General features: G+C 65.6%; 14 protein-coding genes and 1 other RNA gene. 6 read left to right on the plus strand and 9 right to left on the minus strand.

Annotated elements, in window-relative coordinates; translation table 11 throughout:
- Window positions 1–6 precede the first annotated feature (6 nt).
- Window positions 7–1,296: a lipid IV(A) 3-deoxy-D-manno-octulosonic acid transferase gene (gene waaA / locus CSAL_RS00100; protein WP_011505329.1), complete on the plus strand. Its 1,290-nt coding sequence runs from the start codon at window positions 7–9 to the stop codon at window positions 1,294–1,296.
- 34 nt (window positions 1,297–1,330) lie between these two features.
- On the opposite strand, the gene rpiA is transcribed toward waaA, so the two are convergent.
- On the minus strand, window positions 1,331–2,002 hold the full coding sequence (gene rpiA / locus CSAL_RS00105; protein ID WP_043557803.1) for a ribose-5-phosphate isomerase RpiA: 672 nt from the start codon (window positions 2,000–2,002) through the stop codon (window positions 1,331–1,333).
- 182 nt (window positions 2,003–2,184) lie between these two features.
- Between rpiA and ilvA the strand changes: the two genes are divergently transcribed.
- A complete protein-coding gene (ilvA, locus tag CSAL_RS00110; RefSeq protein ID WP_258305871.1) occupies window positions 2,185–3,798 on the plus strand; it encodes a threonine ammonia-lyase, biosynthetic in 1,614 nt (537 codons plus the stop codon).
- A gap of 442 nt (window positions 3,799–4,240) precedes the next feature.
- On the opposite strand, the gene CSAL_RS00115 is transcribed toward ilvA, so the two are convergent.
- From CSAL_RS00115 to CSAL_RS00120, 3 genes are all read right to left on the minus strand, one after another.
- Window positions 4,241–4,867, minus strand: coding sequence for a 5-formyltetrahydrofolate cyclo-ligase (locus CSAL_RS00115; protein ID WP_011505332.1), 627 nt, complete (start codon window positions 4,865–4,867; stop codon window positions 4,241–4,243).
- 6 nt (window positions 4,868–4,873) lie between these two features.
- A non-coding RNA gene (gene ssrS / locus CSAL_RS17070) (6S RNA) lies at window positions 4,874–5,057 on the minus strand.
- 44 nt (window positions 5,058–5,101) lie between these two features.
- Window positions 5,102–5,419: a cell division protein ZapA gene (locus CSAL_RS00120; RefSeq protein WP_011505333.1), complete on the minus strand. Its 318-nt coding sequence runs from the start codon at window positions 5,417–5,419 to the stop codon at window positions 5,102–5,104.
- Window positions 5,420–5,632: 213 nt separating this feature from the next.
- Here CSAL_RS00120 and CSAL_RS00125 point away from each other — a divergent pair, with 213 nt between their 5' ends.
- From CSAL_RS00125 to CSAL_RS00140, 4 genes are all read left to right on the plus strand, one after another.
- Window positions 5,633–6,235 (plus strand): UPF0149 family protein, encoded by a 603-nt coding sequence (locus CSAL_RS00125; RefSeq protein WP_011505334.1) that lies wholly within the window; start codon window positions 5,633–5,635, stop codon window positions 6,233–6,235.
- Window positions 6,236–6,290: 55 nt separating this feature from the next.
- Window positions 6,291–7,628 (plus strand): Xaa-Pro aminopeptidase, encoded by a 1,338-nt coding sequence (pepP, locus tag CSAL_RS00130; protein ID WP_011505335.1) that lies wholly within the window; start codon window positions 6,291–6,293, stop codon window positions 7,626–7,628.
- A gap of 178 nt (window positions 7,629–7,806) precedes the next feature.
- Window positions 7,807–9,009 (plus strand): 2-octaprenyl-6-methoxyphenyl hydroxylase, encoded by a 1,203-nt coding sequence (ubiH, locus tag CSAL_RS00135; RefSeq protein ID WP_011505336.1) that lies wholly within the window; start codon window positions 7,807–7,809, stop codon window positions 9,007–9,009.
- Window positions 9,006–10,262, plus strand: coding sequence for a UbiH/UbiF/VisC/COQ6 family ubiquinone biosynthesis hydroxylase (locus tag CSAL_RS00140; RefSeq protein ID WP_011505337.1), 1,257 nt, complete (start codon window positions 9,006–9,008; stop codon window positions 10,260–10,262). The genes ubiH and CSAL_RS00140 overlap by 4 nt, the downstream gene beginning before the upstream one ends.
- 6 nt (window positions 10,263–10,268) lie before the next feature.
- Here CSAL_RS00140 and CSAL_RS00145 read toward each other — a convergent pair whose 3' ends face one another.
- The 5 genes from CSAL_RS00145 to CSAL_RS00165 form a co-directional block, all read right to left on the minus strand.
- Window positions 10,269–11,702 (minus strand): sigma-54 interaction domain-containing protein, encoded by a 1,434-nt coding sequence (locus tag CSAL_RS00145; protein ID WP_011505338.1) that lies wholly within the window; start codon window positions 11,700–11,702, stop codon window positions 10,269–10,271.
- Between the two features lie 91 nt (window positions 11,703–11,793).
- The gene (locus CSAL_RS00150; protein ID WP_011505339.1) at window positions 11,794–13,386 is read right to left on the minus strand and encodes a sodium:solute symporter family protein; all 1,593 of its coding nucleotides are present in this window, start codon (window positions 13,384–13,386) and stop codon (window positions 11,794–11,796) included.
- Between the two features lie 39 nt (window positions 13,387–13,425).
- Window positions 13,426–13,605 carry a hypothetical protein gene (locus tag CSAL_RS00155; protein ID WP_011505340.1) on the minus strand — a complete coding sequence of 60 codons (180 nt, stop codon included), beginning with the start codon at window positions 13,603–13,605 and terminating at the stop codon, window positions 13,426–13,428.
- A gap of 50 nt (window positions 13,606–13,655) precedes the next feature.
- Window positions 13,656–14,912 carry a peptidase gene (locus tag CSAL_RS00160; protein ID WP_043557806.1) on the minus strand — a complete coding sequence of 419 codons (1,257 nt, stop codon included), beginning with the start codon at window positions 14,910–14,912 and terminating at the stop codon, window positions 13,656–13,658.
- Between the two features lie 80 nt (window positions 14,913–14,992).
- Entirely contained in the window at window positions 14,993–16,243 is a 1,251-nt protein-coding gene (locus tag CSAL_RS00165) for a M20 family metallo-hydrolase (protein ID WP_011505342.1), read from the minus strand.
- Window positions 16,244–16,311: the final 68 nt, after the last annotated feature.

Here is a 16,311-nt window from a genome sequence, read left to right on the forward strand (position 1 = left end):
GGCGCGATGCTCACGCCCCGTCTCGCGCGCGGCCTCTACAGCGGCGCGTTGTATCTCCTGTCGCCCTTGATCTGGTGGCGCGTGTGGCGTGAGCATGCGCTCACTAACAAGCGTGCGGAACGGTTGGGGTTGATCGCCGCGGTAGACGAGACGCCGACGGTCTGGCTGCATGCCGCGTCGGTCGGCGAGGTGCTGGCCGCGCGTCCCCTGATCGAGGCCCTGGCCGAACGCCATGCCGATCACCGCCTCGTGGTCACCACCATGACCGCGACCGGCGCCGAGCGCGTACGGGCGCTGTTTCCCGCCGAGCGCTATGCGCTGACGCATTACTTCCTGCCGCTGGACTTTCCGGGCGCGGCGCGGCGCTTCATGAGGCGCTTGCGACCGCGCCTGGCGATCATCGTCGAAACCGAACTGTGGCCCAACCTGCTGGCGGCGTGCGACCGGCAGCGGGTGCCCGTGGTGGTGGCCAACGCACGGCTCTCGGAGAAGGCCTTCCAGGGGTATCGCAGGGTGAGGGCACTGCTGCATGGTGCACTGGGTGCGGTGAGCTGGCTGGCGGCCAAGTCGGAGGCGGACCTGGAGCGCTTCGTGGCGCTGGGGTTGCCCCGCGCACGTGGCGACGTGGTCGGGTCGATAAAATTCGATCTGCCGCTCAACGACGGATTTCGTGATGAGGGTAAGCGCTTACATTCAGCCTGGGGAAGACGCTTCGTGTGGGTCGCCGGTTCCACCCATGACGGCGAAGACGAGCAGGTGCTCGATGCCCATGCCCGGCTGCGTGAGCGCGATCCGCAGGCCTTGCTGGTCCTGGTGCCACGTCATCCACAGCGCTTCGCGGCCGTGGCCGAGCTCTGCATGGCGCGTGGCGAGCGTATCGCGCGGCGTTCGCAGGGCGAGACACCCGACGCCGCGACGAGCGTTCTGCTGGTCGACACCATGGGCGAGCTGATGCGCTTCTATGCCGCGGCGGATGTCGCCTTCGTGGGCGGCAGCCTGATGCCCATCGGCGGACACAATCTGCTCGAGCCCGCCGCACTCGGCGTGCCGGTGCTCACCGGGCCGCACCTGGAGAATTTCGAGGACATCGCCGCGACCCTGCGCGAGGCACAGGCCCTGCGCGAGGTGGACGATGCAGCGGCACTGGGAGATGCCCTGGTGGCGCTTGCCGACGACCCCGAGGCGCGCCGCGGGCTGGGAGCCGCCGGCGAAGCCGTGGTGGACGCCAATCGCGGTGCCCTGGAGGCGACCCTGGCGGGCATCGCCGCGCGGTTGCCGGCCACGCCGACACGCTAGCCCGCCACGCCGCGGGAGTGCACGGCCCGTGTCGTCAGGGCGTGTGGCGCTCGACGCCATGCTCCGTTCCCAGCAGCAGCACATCCGCACCGCGCTGAGCGAAGAGCCCGTTGGTCACCACGCCGACGATGTTGTTGAGGCGCTGCTCCATGGCCCTGGGGTCCTCGAACAGGCATTCGTAACCGTCGAGGATCTGGTTGCCGTTGTCGGTGACCACGCCGTCGCGGTAGACCGGCGTGATGCCCAGCTTGACCATCTCCCGCGCCACGTAGGAACGCGCCATGGGGATCACCTCGATGGGCAGCGGAAAGCCGCCGAGCACGTCGACGCGCTTGGAAGCGTCGGCAATGCACACGAAACGTTCCGCGCAGGCCGCGACGATCTTCTCCCGCGTCAGCGCCGCACCGCCGCCCTTGATCATGTTGAAGTGCGCATCGATCTCGTCGGCGCCGTCGACATAGACCGGCACCGTGCCCACGTGATTGAGCTCGTAAACGTCGATGCCGTGATCGCGCAGGCGCTTGGCCGTGGCTTCCGAGCTTGCCACCGCGCCGAGGAAGTCATGCTTGTGCTCGGCGAGGAGGTCCACGAAGAAGTTGGCGGTGGACCCGGTGCCCACGCCGATGATGGTGTCGCGCCCCAGCAAGGGCGTGATTTCCTCGATGGCGGCGGCGGCCACCGCGCGCTTGAGTTCGTCCTGGGTCATGTCGTGTCCGTCTTGGCGAGTAAAGCGAAGTGCGGTGCCCATTATAAGGCTTATCGTCGTGCGGTAAGAGGGCGTGACAGCGACATGGCAGTGCCCGGGGCTGGACGCCACGCCGCGCGCTCTGCTAACAATGGAAGTTTGCTACCGGTTTGGCCCCATGCTGGCGCTCATTCTCGTTGTCCGTGCCGCTCGCGGCGACGGCGTCTTGCCCGATTCGGCGGGGCGCGGGGAGTGGGAGCCGGTTTTCCAATGAGACGCGCGAATTCGCAGGACACACCAGAATGCTAGAAGAGACCGTCAAGAAAATCCTCCAGGCTCGCGTTTACGAAGCGGCCCGGGAAACGCCGATATCCCCTGCTCCCTTTCTCTCCCGCCGTCTCAACAACACGATTCTGATCAAGCGCGAGGATTTGCAGCCGGTCTATTCCTTCAAGATTCGCGGCGCCTACAACAAGATGGCCCAGCTGAGCGATGAACAGAAGGCCAAGGGCGTGATCGCCGCGTCCGCCGGCAACCATGCCCAGGGCCTGGCCATGGCCGCCAAGCAGATGGGCGTCAAGGCGGTCATCGTGATGCCGCGCATCACGCCCGACATCAAGGTCCAGGCCGTGCGCGCGCGTGGCGCCAAGGTCGTGCTCAAGGGCGATGCCTTCGGCGAGGCGCTGGCACATGCGCGCGAGCTGATCGACGAGCATGGCTACACCTACATTCCGCCCTTCGACGATAACGACGTGATCGCCGGCCAGGGCACGGTGGGCATGGAGATCCTGCGTCAGCACAGCGGACCGCTGGACGCGGTATTCGTGCCCGTGGGCGGTGGCGGCCTGCTCGCCGGCGTGGTGGCGTACATCAAGTACCTGCGCCCCGAGATCAAGGTGTACGGGGTCGAGGCGGAAGACGCTGCCTGCCTCAAGGCGGCCCTGGAAGCCGGCGAACGGGTCACCCTCGACCAGGTCGGCGTGTTCGCCGAGGGCGTCGCCGTGGCGCAGATCGGCGAAGCGCCGTTCGAGATCCTGCGCCACTGGGTGGATGGCGTGATCACCGTCACCACCGATGAGATGTGCGCGGCGGTCAAGGACATCTTCGAGGATACGCGGGCGGTCGCCGAGACCTCCGGCGCGCTGTCGCTGGCGGGGCTCAAGAAATACATCCAGCAGCAGAACGCCGAGGGCGAGACCCTGCTGTGCATCAACTCGGGCGCCAACACCAATTTCGATCGTCTGCAGCACATCGCCGAGCGCACGGAGCTGGGCGAGCAGCGCGAGGCGATTCTGGCGGTGACGATTCCCGAACGGCCGGGCAGTTTCAAGAAATTCTGCAAGACCATCGGCAAGCGCATGGTCACCGAGTTCAATTACCGCTATGCCGACCCCGACCACGCGCACATCTTCGTCGGCGTGCAGGTCAAGCCGGGCGGCGAGGACCGCCAGGCGGTGATCGACAAGTTGCGCGAGGCCGGTTATCCGGTGGAGGACCTCACCGACAACGAACTGGCCAAGCTGCATATTCGCCATCTCGGTGGCGGGCGTCCCAAGGAGCACTTCAGCGAAGAAGTCTACCGGTTCGAGTTCCCCGAACGCCCCGGGGCGCTGATGAACTTCCTGACTCATCTGCCCGGCGACTGGAACATTTCACTGTTCCACTACCGCAACCATGGCGCGGCGTATGGCCGAGTGCTGGTGGGCATGCAGATCCCCAATGGCGCCCGGGCGCATGTCGAGGAACATTTCGAACGCATCGGCTATCGCTACTGGAAGGAATCCGACAATCCCGCCTATCGTCTGTTCATGGCCTGAGACGGGGACTTCGAGACGACGCTGCCTTCATAGCCGCCGATTATGAGAAACTGTCTCCCGATAGGCTCTCATGTCGGCGGCATGAAGGAAGTCCGGCGCGAACGATGTTCGTTAACCAAACGTTTCATTCTAATGCCCGAGGGCCGTTGTCAACCCCGATAGCTGAGCCTATAGTCGTATGCGTTATTTGGGGTGGTAAAACAACCGTTTCTTACGGAGCAGGAAATGAAACGCAAGCCTGATTTGGTCATGGCTTTGGTACTGGTGTTCGGCTTGGGAGTGGTCGCGACAGGGTACGCACAAACATTGATGGGTACCTAGGCGTCCGAGCCGACCGCCGGTCGGTTCCACTGCCGAGAGTCGCATGACCGTGCAAACGGCCGCTGACAGTTCACTGTCAGCGGCCGTTTCCATTTCCGGGCTTTGCCAGCTTCTGCCAGGCTCAAGTGCGAGTCGGGCGAACCACGCGGGCATCGCTGACGATGGCATCCAGGGGGATGTCCCAGTCCGCTGCGGGAAGCCGCTCGACGTACTGACAATCGTGAGCGAGACCGATCAGGCACGGGTGCGGCCGGCGCAGACGCCGGAAGGCGAAGGTGCGGTCGTAGAAGCCGCCGCCCATGCCCAGTCGATTGCCGCTGGCATCGAAGCCGACCAGCGGCATGAGCACCAGATCCAGCGCCCAGGCGGGCAAGCGTCGCGCATGGTGCGCGCCATGGCGCGTACAGGGCTCGGGGATCGAGAAGCGATTGGTGCGCATGGGCGTGCTTGCGTGGTAATGCACGAACCATAGCCGGTTGTCGGATAGCGGACGCAGTACCGGCAGATAGACGTGGGCCCCGCGCCGTCGAAACCAGTCGATCAGCGGACGAGGATCGATCTCGCCGTCGTTGGGTAGATAGAGTGCGACTCGGCGTGCGCGTTTGACTTCCGGCAAGCGGCGCAGGCGTTGGCTCAACAGGCGTGCGGCCTGGCGGCGCTGCGCTGCGGAAAGGCCGCGTCGGCGCTGGCGAAGAGTGCGGCGAAGCTGTCGCCGGCTGGGCATGTCGGAGGTAGCGTCATGCGTCATGATGGGAGGTTCCCCAAAGTGCCGCTGTCGTCTTGGCCCTGAACCTAAAGGTTCAAGGTGGGTGGCCGCAGACGAGTCATCAGGCTTTCCGTCGCACGGACATGCACACAGACCCGTCTAGCATTTGGCCCCCGTGGTAATGCGCATAGGCTCGAGGGAATACAACGACTGGCGAACACCTCAGGGAACGTCTCTATCCTAGCAGACACCGGGGCGTCGCCAAAACGTTAAACCTCAGGTCGCGGCATCGTCCGCATTCGAGGGCACATTGGCCAGGGCATTTTCCAGGCGCTCGTTGACGCGCGACAGGCTGGCTTCGCCCTCGCGCTGGTTGTCGAGCGCCTCGAGGAGTTCATGGGTGATGTTCAGCGCCGCCATGATGGCGATTCGCTCGGCGCCCTGTACCTTGCCCTGGGCGTGGATGCCGTTCATGGCGCGATCCAGATAGCGCGCCGCGCGCTTGAGATCGTCTTCCTGGTCGGGCGGGCAGGCAATCACGTAGGGGCGTCCCAGCAGCGTGATTTCGATCGTCGGCCGCGAGGCGTCGGTCATGGGTCGCTCCAGAGCGGGCCAAGGTCGGGCCCGATGCGGTAAGATGAAACCAGGTTTCCGCGCCGAGCGCGGTGGTGGGAACGGCCTCGACGACATCGGCATCCTGCCGTCGCGAGCCTGCGTTCGCCGCCATGTAAGCCATCGATCACTATAAAGAGCCGCCAGGTCGCGGTCAACGCGCCCCGGCGGCCTGCCACACCATAGGACCGTTTCATGTCCCTCATCGACGAACAACTCGATTTTTCCCGTGTCGCCGACACCTTCCTCGCCCATGGCAGTCTGCAGTCTCCGGCGTTTCTCGACGGCCGCCTGTGCGCGCGTCTGGCGCTGGACGATATCGCCGCCGACACCTGGCTCGAGGAAGTCTGCGCGACCCTGGGCGTCGATCAACCCAAGAGCCGCGAGGATGGCGAAGTGCTCCTCGCCTGGCGACAGCAGACGCTCGATGCCCTGGCCGCGCCGGAGCTCAATTTCGAGCCCCTGCTGCCGGATGAGCTGTTCTCCCTCGCCGAGCGCGCCCGCGGGCTCCAGGAGTGGACTCAGGGCTTCCTGGAGGCCGTCGCCGAAGTCGCCAGCGACAAGCGCGATGGCTGGTCGGCGGCCCTGCGCGAAGTGCTCGAGGATCTCGCTTCGCTCACCGAGTTCGACATCGAGCTCGACGAGACCGCGGAGAACGAGAACGACCTGTTCGCCTTGACCGAGCATGCCCGCATGGCGGCCATGCTGCTCTACACCGAGCAGCACCCCGGTCAGCCCCAGGTCGAGCGCGTCGACACCGAGGATGACGGCAGCACGCCGCCCGACCAGACACACTGATGGGCTCGCGCGCCGGGGTGCGCCCCGGCGTGCCCCCGCGACCGAGGAGCTTGTCATGCCCCGCACTCCCCTGCCGCGTCCTGCGGCGATCTCTCCTGCCGAATACCGTGCCCGCCGCCAGTCGCTGATGGCGGCCCTGCCGCCGCAAAGCGCCGTGCTGCTCTCGGCAGCCTCGTTGAAGACCCGCAATCGCGACAGCGAATACCCGTTTCGCCAGGACAGCGATTTTCATTACCTGAGCGGTTTTCCCGAGCCGGATGCCCTGCTGGTGCTGCTACCCGGCCGCGAGGACGGCGAGGCGGTGCTGTTCTGCCAGGAAAAGGATCCGCACATGGAGGCCTGGACCGGCCTTCGCATCGGTGCCGAGAAGGCCGTGACGACGTACGGTCTGGATGCGGCCTACGAAAACGACGAACGCGATGCCCTCCTGCCCGAGCTGCTCGATGGCCGTGAAACGCTTTACCTGCCCTTCGACGACGGCGAGACCTTGGCCCTGGCCGAGTCCCTGCGCGCCGAGCTGGCGGCCCAGGCACGACGGGGCGCGCGCGCGCCACGCGCCTTCGCCGATGTGGCGCCGTTGATCCACGAGCGCCGCCTGATCAAGAGCGAGGCGGAACTCGACCTCATGCGTCATGCGGCACGCATTTCAGCGGCGGCTCATCGGCGTGCCATGCGGAGCGTGTGCCCCGGCCTGCAGGAGTATCAGCTGCAGGCGGAGCTCGAACACGAATTCGCCTGGCACGGCGCCCGTGCGCCGGCCTATGCGACGATCGTCGGCGGCGGCGAGAACGCCTGTGTGCTGCACTATATCGAAAACGGCGCGACGCTGAACGATGGCGACCTGGTGCTGATCGATGCCGGTGGCGAGTTCGACCTCTACGCCGGTGACATCACCCGCACCTTTCCGGTCAATGGGCGTTTCTCCTCGGCCCAGCGAGAGCTTTATGACCTCGTGCTCGAGGCCCAGTGCCGTGCCGTGGCGGCCGTCGCGCCCGGCACGACATTGCAGGCGATACACGAAGGCGTCGTGCGTGACCTGACCGACGGGCTCATTCGCCTGGGCTTGCTCGAAGGTCCGCTCGAGACGCGTATCGACGACCACGGGTACCGGCGTTTCTTCCTGCATGCGACCTCGCACTGGCTGGGGCTCGACGTGCATGACGTCGGCGACTATCGCCTGGAGGGACAGCCACGCGAGCTGATGCCGGGCATGGTGCTGACCGTGGAGCCCGGACTCTACATCCCCGACGCCGAGGATATTCCCGAGGCGTATCGGGGCATCGGCATTCGCATCGAGGACGATGTGGCGGTGACCGCTACGGGTCGGGAGGTGCTGACGACGGATGTGCCGAAATCGGTGGCGGATATCGAGGCGCTCATGCATGACCGTTGATCAATTTTTGATCGCCATGAATGATCTTTACGTAATTACGTTATGAATACGTAAGCGCGGTGGCCGTGGCCGGGAGAGGCCCGCCACGACTGCCGTGCATGCCCTTAACGTGGTACAAAACAGCGTGTCCCGCCATCGCCGATGGCGGGACGTTCGGAGCCGACAGGGAGAGTTTGCGATGCCCCGCAATCGGGTGGATATCGCCATCGTGGGTGGCGGCTTGGTCGGCGCCAGCTTGGCGTGTGCGCTAGCGCCGTTGATCGAGCGCCATGGGCTGCGGGTCGCGGTGATCGAGGCGGCGCCACTGAACGATGCGCAGGCGGCGACGTTTCAACCCAGCTTCGACGCCCGGGCCAGCGCCATCGCGCAAGGCTCGCGCCGTCATTTCGAACGCCTGGGGGTGTGGGCGACCATGGCCGAGCGCGCCACGCCGATTCGTCAGATCCATGTCAGCGAGCGCGGGCGTTTCGGCGCCACCCGGCTGACGGCGGACGAGTTCGACCTCGACGCGCTGGGCTACGTGATCCCCAATGCCTGGATGGGCCAGGTGCTGCATGCCGCCCTCGGGGCGTTGCCGCTGACCTGGCATTGTCCGGCGCGTGTCGACGACATCGTGCCGATCGCCGACGGCCACCGCCTGGCGCTCAGCGACGGTGCCTGCCTGGAGGCAGGGCTCACCGTGCTCGCCGACGGTGGACGCTCGGGGCTCAAGGAACGGCTGGGCATCGCCAGCCAGGCGCAGCCCTATGAACAGCATGCCTTGATCGCCAACGTCGAGGTCGGTCGTGATCACGGTGGCGTGGCCTACGAGCGGTTCTCGTCGCAAGGCCCGATGGCGCTGTTGCCGATGGCGGGACGCCGGATGGCGCTGGTCTGGACGCATGCCAGCGAGCGGCGCGAAGACGCCCTGGCCTGGTCGGACGACGTCTGCCTGAGGCGCCTGCAAGACGCCTTCGGCGACCGCCTGGGACGTTTCCGGCGCATCGGCCGGCGTGACGCCTATCCGTTGTCGCTGGTCACGGCCAACGAGCCGGTGCGCCCCCATCTGGCGGTGCTGGGCAATGCCGCGCATGCCCTGCACCCGGTGGCCGGGCAAGGCTTCAACCTCGCCCTGCGGGGCGTGATGGACCTGGTCGCGACCCTCGAGGACGGCTTGTCCCGTGGACAGGCACCCGGCGGTGCGGGCCTGCTGGGCGAGTTCGAAAACCGCCGCGCCGCCGATCGGCGTAACGTGATCCGCTTCAGCGACGGCTTGATCCGCCTGTTCGGCATCGAGCATGCCGCCTTTTCCCACCTGCGTGCCGCGGGGCTGGTGGGACTCAATATCGTGAGCCCGCTGCGACGCACCCTGGCGCGCCGCGCCATGGGGCTGGAGCGATGACGGCCGACGAGGAAACGAACATGGAAGAGACGACACACGACGAGGTGATCGTCGTCGGCGGCGGCATGGTCGGTGCCGCGCTGGCGGCGCTGCTCGGCGAGGCCGGCATCTCGGTGACGGTACTCGATGCCCGTCCGGCGCCGCTGGCCAGCGACGATGTCGGTCGCGGCCTGCCCGCTCCTCGGGTCAGCGCCCTGACGCCGGTATCGCAGCGCTTGCTGACGCATCTGGGAGTCTGGTCGTGGATGGCCGAGCGGCGTGTCTCGCCCTATCAGGGCATGCGCGTCTGGGACGGCGAAGGCAGCGGTGAAATCGCCTTCGAGGCGGCGGACATCGGGCTGCGCGAGCTGGGCCATATCGTCGAGAACGACGTCGTCCTGGCGGGGCTCGAAGCACGCCTCGCCGCCCTGCCGAGCGTGACCCAGCGTTTCGGCGCGCGAGTGTCGGGGATCGAGCGCGAAGACGAGACGCAGACATTGACCCTCGACGATGGCAGCCGCTGGATGGCGCCGCTGGTGGTTGCCGCCGATGGCGCGCGCTCCCCGCTTCGCCGCCTGGCGGGCATCGAGGTGCGCGAGCACGATACCGGCCATGTGGCGCTGGTCACCACGCTGCGCTGCGAGCAGGCCCACGGTGGCGTGGCGCGTCAGGTCTTTTTGCCGGACGGGCCGTTGGCCTTTCTGCCCCTGCGGGTCGAGGAAGACGATCACCATTGCTCGATCGTCTGGTCGACACGCCCCGAGCATGCTGAGCGGCTGCTGGCGCTGGACCCGGCGACATTCGCCGAGGCCTTGAATGCCGCCATGGAAGACCGGCTGGGCAAGATCGACGTGCTCGACGAAGTACACCACTTCCCGCTGACCCAGCGTCATGCCCACGATTACACCGCCCCCGGGCTGGCCCTGATCGGCGACGCCGCGCACAGCATTCACCCGCTGGCCGGCCAGGGCGTCAATCTGGGCTTCCTGGATGCGGCGGTGCTGGCGGAGGAGATCGTCCACGCCCGGCAACGTGGCGTGGCGCTCGGCGATGCTCGCACGCTGGCGCGTTACGCTCGGCGCCGGCGCGGCGACAACGCCGCCATGCTGGCGCTGATGGACGGCTTCCGCCTGCTGTTCGGCGCCCGACACCCCGCATTACGATTGATACGTAACGTCGGTCTTTCCAGCACGCACCGCCTGATGCCCCTCAAGCGGCTCTTGATCCGCCAAGCCGCCGGCGAGCGCGGCGAGCTGCCCGCCGTGTGTCGCTAGAGGGTTTCATGATGCGTCGACAGACGTGTGTTCTGACGTCGGGGTGTCAGTGTCGATGGCATGGCGCTTGATTCGGCGCATCAACCAGGACTGCGTGACGCCCAGTGTCCGTGCTGCCTTGCGGGTGCTGCCGGTGAGTGCCAGGGCCTCGCGGATGGCCTGGTGTTCCAGCTGCGCCAACCGTTGCGGCAGGGGCTGTGTGTCCCCTTCGGGCAGTGCGGAACCGGCGGGTTCGATATCGAGGTCCGGGGCCAGGTCGGCAACCCGGATGGTCTCGTCCTCGCAGAAAACGCTTAGCCGTTCCAGCAGGTTTTCCAGCTCACGCACATTGCCCGGCCAGTGATGACGGGTCAGGGCCCGCAAGGCATCTCGCTCGAGCGTCAGGCGCCGCTTGTGTCGGCGCGAGATATGGGCGAGCAGCTGGTTGGCGAGATGGGGAATGTCCTCGGCACGTTCGCGCAGCGGCGGCACCTCGATGGGCACGATGTTCAGCCGATAGAACAGGTCGGCGCGAAAGCTGCCGTCCCGCACTCGGGCGGGAAGGTCCGTGTTCGTGGCAGCGACGATGCGTACATCGGCCTTGCGCGTGCTGCCGCCCAAAGGGTGGTATTCGCGCTCTTGAAGCAACTGCAGGAGCTTGGGCTGCAGCGCCAGCGGCAGCTCGCCGATCTCGTCGAGGAACAGGGTGCCGCCCTCGGCCAGGGCGACGTAACCCACCCGGCCGTCGCGGTGGGCACCGGTGAAAGCGCCACGCTCGTGACCGAACAGCTCGGCCTCGAGCAGGGCCTCGGGGATGGCCGCGCAATTGACATGAATCAGCGGTCGCTCCGAGCGCGGGCTGAACTGGTGCAGTCGATTGACCAGCCAGCTCTTGCCGACACCGGTTTCACCGCTCACCAGGACGGTCGTGTCACTGGCGGCGGCGCGATCCAGGCGTTCCAGGCACTGGCGATAGCGGGGGCTGCGACTGGGAGCGGCCGGGTTGGCCTCCGTCGCGACCTGATCCTGGCGAATGCGTTTCAGCTGATGCATGACATGATCGAGCAATGCCTGAGTGGTGTCCGGCGAACGGGATGCCAGCACATCGCGGTCCAGGTTGCGGGTCTGCACCAGCACGGCATCCGGCTCGCCTGAGTCGTTGCTGTCCAGATGAAAGAGGCTGCCGTTGACCAGGTAGTCCTTGCCGCGATAGCGGTGAACCACGCTGACGGGACGACGCTCGTCGATCACGAACCGAGTGACCGAGGGAGAGAAGACACCCTCTTCCTCCAGCTGATAGACATCGCTGGCGTAGAGGTGCGCTTCGGTGGTCTCGAGCTGGGACAGGCTCGCCTGGTTGACCCATAGCGGATGGCCCCCGAGATCGGTGATGAAGATGCCATCTTCAAGCGCATTGAGGATGGCCAGCAATTGTTCGGGCATGAGAGTGCCGTGGTTCATACGGACTCCGGGCAGGGACCAGGGGGACCATGGTGTGCCCGCAGTCGTCGGTAGTAAAGGCGCCGCCGACGGCGCCCGTGAAGGGGATGGGCTACATGCCCAGCTTGCTGAACAGATAGCCCCACAGAGCTGCCGCGATGATCACGAACAGTGCCATGATCGCCCACACCTGACGGTACTCGCGGATCAGCTCGCGAGCGCCATCGGGGCGCGCGAGGATGTCCCTGATGGTGGTGTCGGACAGACGCTTGGCGCGAATGTCGTCGAAGACGCGCAGCTCGTAGTCGTTGGGACGACTCTTCAGGCCCACGACGACGAGTGACAGGGTACCCAGCACGATGGCGACCTGAAGGTTGTCGATGTTCCAGGGCAGCGACATCACCCCATGACGTTCGAGCTCGCCGACCGCAATGAAGGTGATGGAGCCTACCAGCATGCACGCCAGCGCGGCATTGGCATTCATGCGGCGCCAGTGCAGGGCGGCAACGATGGTCGGCAGCCAGGCCACGGCGAAAATGGCGCCGGCGTAGATGGAAATCCAGTAGATGCCCGCGGGGCGGGAGATGGCCACGGCACATACGATCAGTGCCACTATGGCCTGAGAAATGCGGCCGAGGACCACGCCCTTGTGCTCGCTGACCTTGCGATCGAAGAGCTTCTCGTAGAGGTCGCGCGCCAGAGCGAACCCCGTCAGCACGAAGAGGGTCGAGGCGGTGGACATGATCGATGCCATCAGCCCCGCCAGGCCGATGCCGGCGAGAGTCGGGTTGGTATGCTCCATGAAGCCGACGATCATGGCCCGATCGGTAGGTTCGATCCCGGGTTGAGTGACCTGCATGGCGCTGGCGGCCAGAAATACCAGCAACTGCATGGCCGGGGCGAAGAAGACGCCAATCACCGCGACCTTCAGGATGACGAAGTCGTTCTTCGCCGGAAAGACGCGAGATACCAGTGCCGGCGTGCAAGCGAAGAACAGGATCCATACCAGAAACTGCGAGATCGACCAGCTCAGGGGCCGGTCGCTGGCGCCGCCCACGGTCCAGAAGCCGGGAAGCGTTTCGCCGAGGCCTTTCATTGCCTCGAAACCGGCATCGCCGATCAGCAAGGGAGCGATGATGAAGGCGATGGCCAGCATGGTGAAAAACATCATGGTGTCGGTGTAGACCACCCCGTACATGCCGGATAGCGAACAGAAGGCCAGCAGCGCCAGGGTGAAGGCGACGATGATGACCGGGAAGGGAATGTCGATGATTTCCGCCAGAACCAGCCCTGCGCCGATCAGCTGGATGATGCCGTAGCCGAGCAGACCGACCACCATCAGGATCAGGGCGACCACGCTGACCCACTTGTTGTTAAAGCGGTAGTCGAAGAAATCCATCATGGTGCGACAATTCAATGCCTTGAGCTTGCGCCCGATGAAGACCACGGCGACCAGGGTGCCGACCCAGGCGCCGAAGGAGCCCAGGGCGGCGATGACCAGGGGGCCCTCGCTGTAGGAGATGCCGGCGATTCCCATCAGGGTGACGGCGCTCAGGAAGGTGGCGGCCAGGGTGCCGACGATCAGCAGCGTGGAGCCCTGCTCCCCCATGACATAGAAGTCGTCCTTGTTCTTGATTCGGCGGGCCAGGAAGGCCGCCACCGCCACATAGGCGGCGAGTACGGTAGCGAAGATCGCCAGAGTCATAACGAGTGTCTCCAGTCAGCGGTATTGTGCTTGTTGGGGTCAGGAGCGCGGGTCGGGCTCACTGGATGCGCATGTGTCTTCTTCCTTGGGTGCCTGTTCCAGACGCCGTATCGTCGGCCGGTACTCGCGCACCAAGATGACGCCGACGATGACCACTGACAGGGCGGTGGTCAGGAAGGCATTGGTGAACAGCAGTAGAACCTGAGGATTGAAGTCCATGGGAAGAGCCTCTTGTTGTACGTTGGTGAGGAGCGAGTGGACGGTCGTGGTCAGTCGGCCAGTTCACACCAGTCGATCAGGGTCAGGGCCATGATCTCGGCCACGTCGAAGATGTCGTCGAGGCGAATATGCTCGTTGGGGAAGTGTGCCAGCCGCGTGATGCCGGGACCGAACACCAGCGCCGGCACGCCGTACTGACTCAGCAGGCCGCCGTCGGTGCCCCAGGGCGAGGCCTGACGTTCGGGCATGCGCCCATGAACGCGCTCGAAAGCGTTGCACAGTTGCGTCACCAGGGGACTGTCGAGATCGATGCCGCCGGGCTGCCAGCAGGCGCCATAGAACTCCACCTCGACCGGATGGTCGGCGAACCAGTCGTCTTGCTCGGCGAGGGCCGCCATGGCCGATACCAGGGCCTGCTCGGCCGTTTCCACCGTCTCGCCGGGGCCAACGCCGATGCGGCCCTCCAGGGTGATCTCGTCCGGCACGCTGGAGGGCCAGTCTCCGCCTTCGATGCGGCCCAGATTGATCGGCAGCGGAATCGGAACGCCCTCGTATAGCGGATCGTTGAGGTCTGCGTTGCGTTGCGCCTCCAGCGCCTGGATGGCGGCGATGACGGCGACGCTTTTCTCCAGGGCACTGACGCCCTCGTAACGGGTACCGCCGTGCGCCTTCACTCCCATCACCTTGAGCCGGAACCAGCGCGAGCCTTGCTGGCGCGGGAATATCTTCTGTTCACTGGGCTCCGGGAGCAGCGCGGCATCGGCGGTATAGCCGCGTTCCAGCGCCGCCAGCGTGCCCGCACCCCCAGCTTCCTCCTCGATCACGCTCTGCAGGATGACGTCGCCCTTGAGGCGTACGCCCAGTGTCTTGAGCGTGGCCACTGCCACATAAGCGGACAGGTTGCCGCCCTTCATGTCGGTGACGCCACGCCCGTAGAGGCAGCCGTCGATGATCTCGCCCGAGTAAGGGGGCTGATGCCATTGGGCATGATCCCCCTCCGGTACCACGTCCACGTGTCCGTTGAGGATCAGCGAGCGACCACCACCGGTTCCCTTCCAGGTGCCGACCACGTTGGGGCTGCCGGCGAGGCTTTCACGCTGACAGTGGAACAACGGATTATGCTTGAGGGAGGCGATGTCGATTTCCCACAAGTCGGTGTCGAGCCCCAATTCGCGGTAGAGGTCGGCGATTCGGTGCTGGTAACGAGACTCCTGCCCCGACAGCGTGGGGTCCTGTACCCATTCTTGCAGCAAAGCCGTGTAGGCTTCCCGTTGCTGGTCGATGGCGTCGCGAATCCGGTCTTTCATGTGCTTTGTCCTTGTTGGTGCGGTGTCGAAGCGGCGGTACGCGGGCGAGTCGAAATGGACTCGGTCGAGTCGTTTTCGACTCATTCGCGTTCGGCCCTGGCCAGTACGGCATCGCACAGGAGTTGAGTGCCCAGAGCACAATGCTCGGGCTCGGTATACTCGGCTTCGTTGTGGCTGATGCCGTCCCGGCTGGGGACGAAGATCATCACCGTGGGCGTGACGTGGGAAAGATGAACGGCGTCGTGACCGGCACCGCTCATCATGGTCGGGGCCTCCAGCCCGAGGGCCTCGGCAGCCTCGACCAGTGATGCGATCAGCGTGTCGTCAAAAGGCGTGACCGGCGAGTGCCAGCGGCGCTCGAGGGAAAGCGTCACGCCCTCGGCCTCGGCAGCGGTCCGGGCCAGGCGCTCCACCGTGGCGTCCAGTGCGGCGAGGCGTTCGTCATCGGTATGGCGCAGATCGAGTTGCAGGTGTATCTCGCCCGGGATCACGTTGCGCGAGGGTTCTACGACCTGGAAGTCGCCCACGGTCAGGCGGGCGGCGCCTTCCGGATCCGCCAATACTTCTTCCTTGAGCGCTTGAATCAGTGCAGTGGCGGCCATCAGCGGATCATGGCGATAGCTCATGGGCGTGGGGCCGGCGTGGGCCGACTGACCGCGCAGGCTCAGGTCGTACCAACGAATGCCCTGGACCCCGGTCACGATGCCTAGCGGATCGCCTTGCTCCTCCAGGACCGGCCCCTGCTCGATATGCAGTTCGAAATAGGCGTCGAGGTCTTGCTCGCCGAGGGGGAGGTCACCGGCTTCGTCGCAGGCCTGAATGGCCTCACGCAGGCTTACGCCTTGGCTGTCGGTGGCGGTGAAGAACGTGTCTTCATCGAGGCGCCCGGTCCAGACACCGCTGCCGCCCATGGCGGGAGCGAATCGGCTGCCCTCCTCGTTGGTCCAGACGATCAGCGACAGCGGGCGACGCGTCGTGATGTCGTTGTCGGCGAGAGTACGGAATACCTCGAGGCCGGCCAGCACTCCCAGCACGCCGTCGAAGCGCCCGCCCAGGGGTTGGGTATCCAGATGGCTGCCCAGGGAGACGGCCGGGAGGCGGTTTTCACGGCCGGGGCGATGAATGAACAGGTTGCCTGCCTTGTCGCGCTGCCAGGTGCAGCCCAAAGCCTCGACCCAATCGAGCAGCAGCCGTCGCCCTGCGGCATCTTCCTGCGTCATGGCTAGGCGGCGACTGCCTCCATTGGGAGACGGGCCGATCTCGGCCATGCGCATCAGGGAGTTCCAGAGTCGATCGCTGTCGATGGAAACGCGGGGGGTGGCGCCGGGCATGGACCATTCCTCGTGGTTGGCATTGTGCGCCATACCAAGCGAGTACTGTGCCGGTTGGTAGAATTTTC

The organism is Chromohalobacter israelensis DSM 3043 (assembly GCF_000055785.1).
Taxonomy (GTDB): Bacteria; Pseudomonadota; Gammaproteobacteria; order Pseudomonadales; family Halomonadaceae; genus Chromohalobacter; species Chromohalobacter israelensis.

Excerpts from the sequence above, each read along its gene's own strand:
- waaA (WP_011505329.1), top strand. The coding sequence starts at position 7 with ATGCTCACGCCCCGTCTCGCGCGCGGCCTCTACAGCGGCGCGTTGTAT.
- rpiA (WP_043557803.1), bottom strand. The coding sequence starts at position 2,002 with ATGACCCAGGACGAACTCAAGCGCGCGGTGGCCGCCGCCGCCATCGAG.
- CSAL_RS00115 (WP_011505332.1), bottom strand. The coding sequence starts at position 4,867 with ATGACGCATGACGCTACCTCCGACATGCCCAGCCGGCGACAGCTTCGC.
- CSAL_RS00120 (WP_011505333.1), bottom strand. The coding sequence starts at position 5,419 with ATGACCGACGCCTCGCGGCCGACGATCGAAATCACGCTGCTGGGACGC.
- CSAL_RS00125 (WP_011505334.1), top strand. The coding sequence starts at position 5,633 with ATGTCCCTCATCGACGAACAACTCGATTTTTCCCGTGTCGCCGACACC.
- pepP (WP_011505335.1), top strand. The coding sequence starts at position 6,291 with ATGCCCCGCACTCCCCTGCCGCGTCCTGCGGCGATCTCTCCTGCCGAA.
- ubiH (WP_011505336.1), top strand. The coding sequence starts at position 7,807 with ATGCCCCGCAATCGGGTGGATATCGCCATCGTGGGTGGCGGCTTGGTC.
- CSAL_RS00140 (WP_011505337.1), top strand. The coding sequence starts at position 9,006 with ATGACGGCCGACGAGGAAACGAACATGGAAGAGACGACACACGACGAG.
- CSAL_RS00145 (WP_011505338.1), bottom strand. The coding sequence starts at position 11,702 with ATGAACCACGGCACTCTCATGCCCGAACAATTGCTGGCCATCCTCAAT.
- CSAL_RS00150 (WP_011505339.1), bottom strand. The coding sequence starts at position 13,386 with ATGACTCTGGCGATCTTCGCTACCGTACTCGCCGCCTATGTGGCGGTG.
- CSAL_RS00155 (WP_011505340.1), bottom strand. The coding sequence starts at position 13,605 with ATGGACTTCAATCCTCAGGTTCTACTGCTGTTCACCAATGCCTTCCTG.
- CSAL_RS00160 (WP_043557806.1), bottom strand. The coding sequence starts at position 14,912 with ATGAAAGACCGGATTCGCGACGCCATCGACCAGCAACGGGAAGCCTAC.
- CSAL_RS00165 (WP_011505342.1), bottom strand. The coding sequence starts at position 16,243 with ATGCCCGGCGCCACCCCCCGCGTTTCCATCGACAGCGATCGACTCTGG.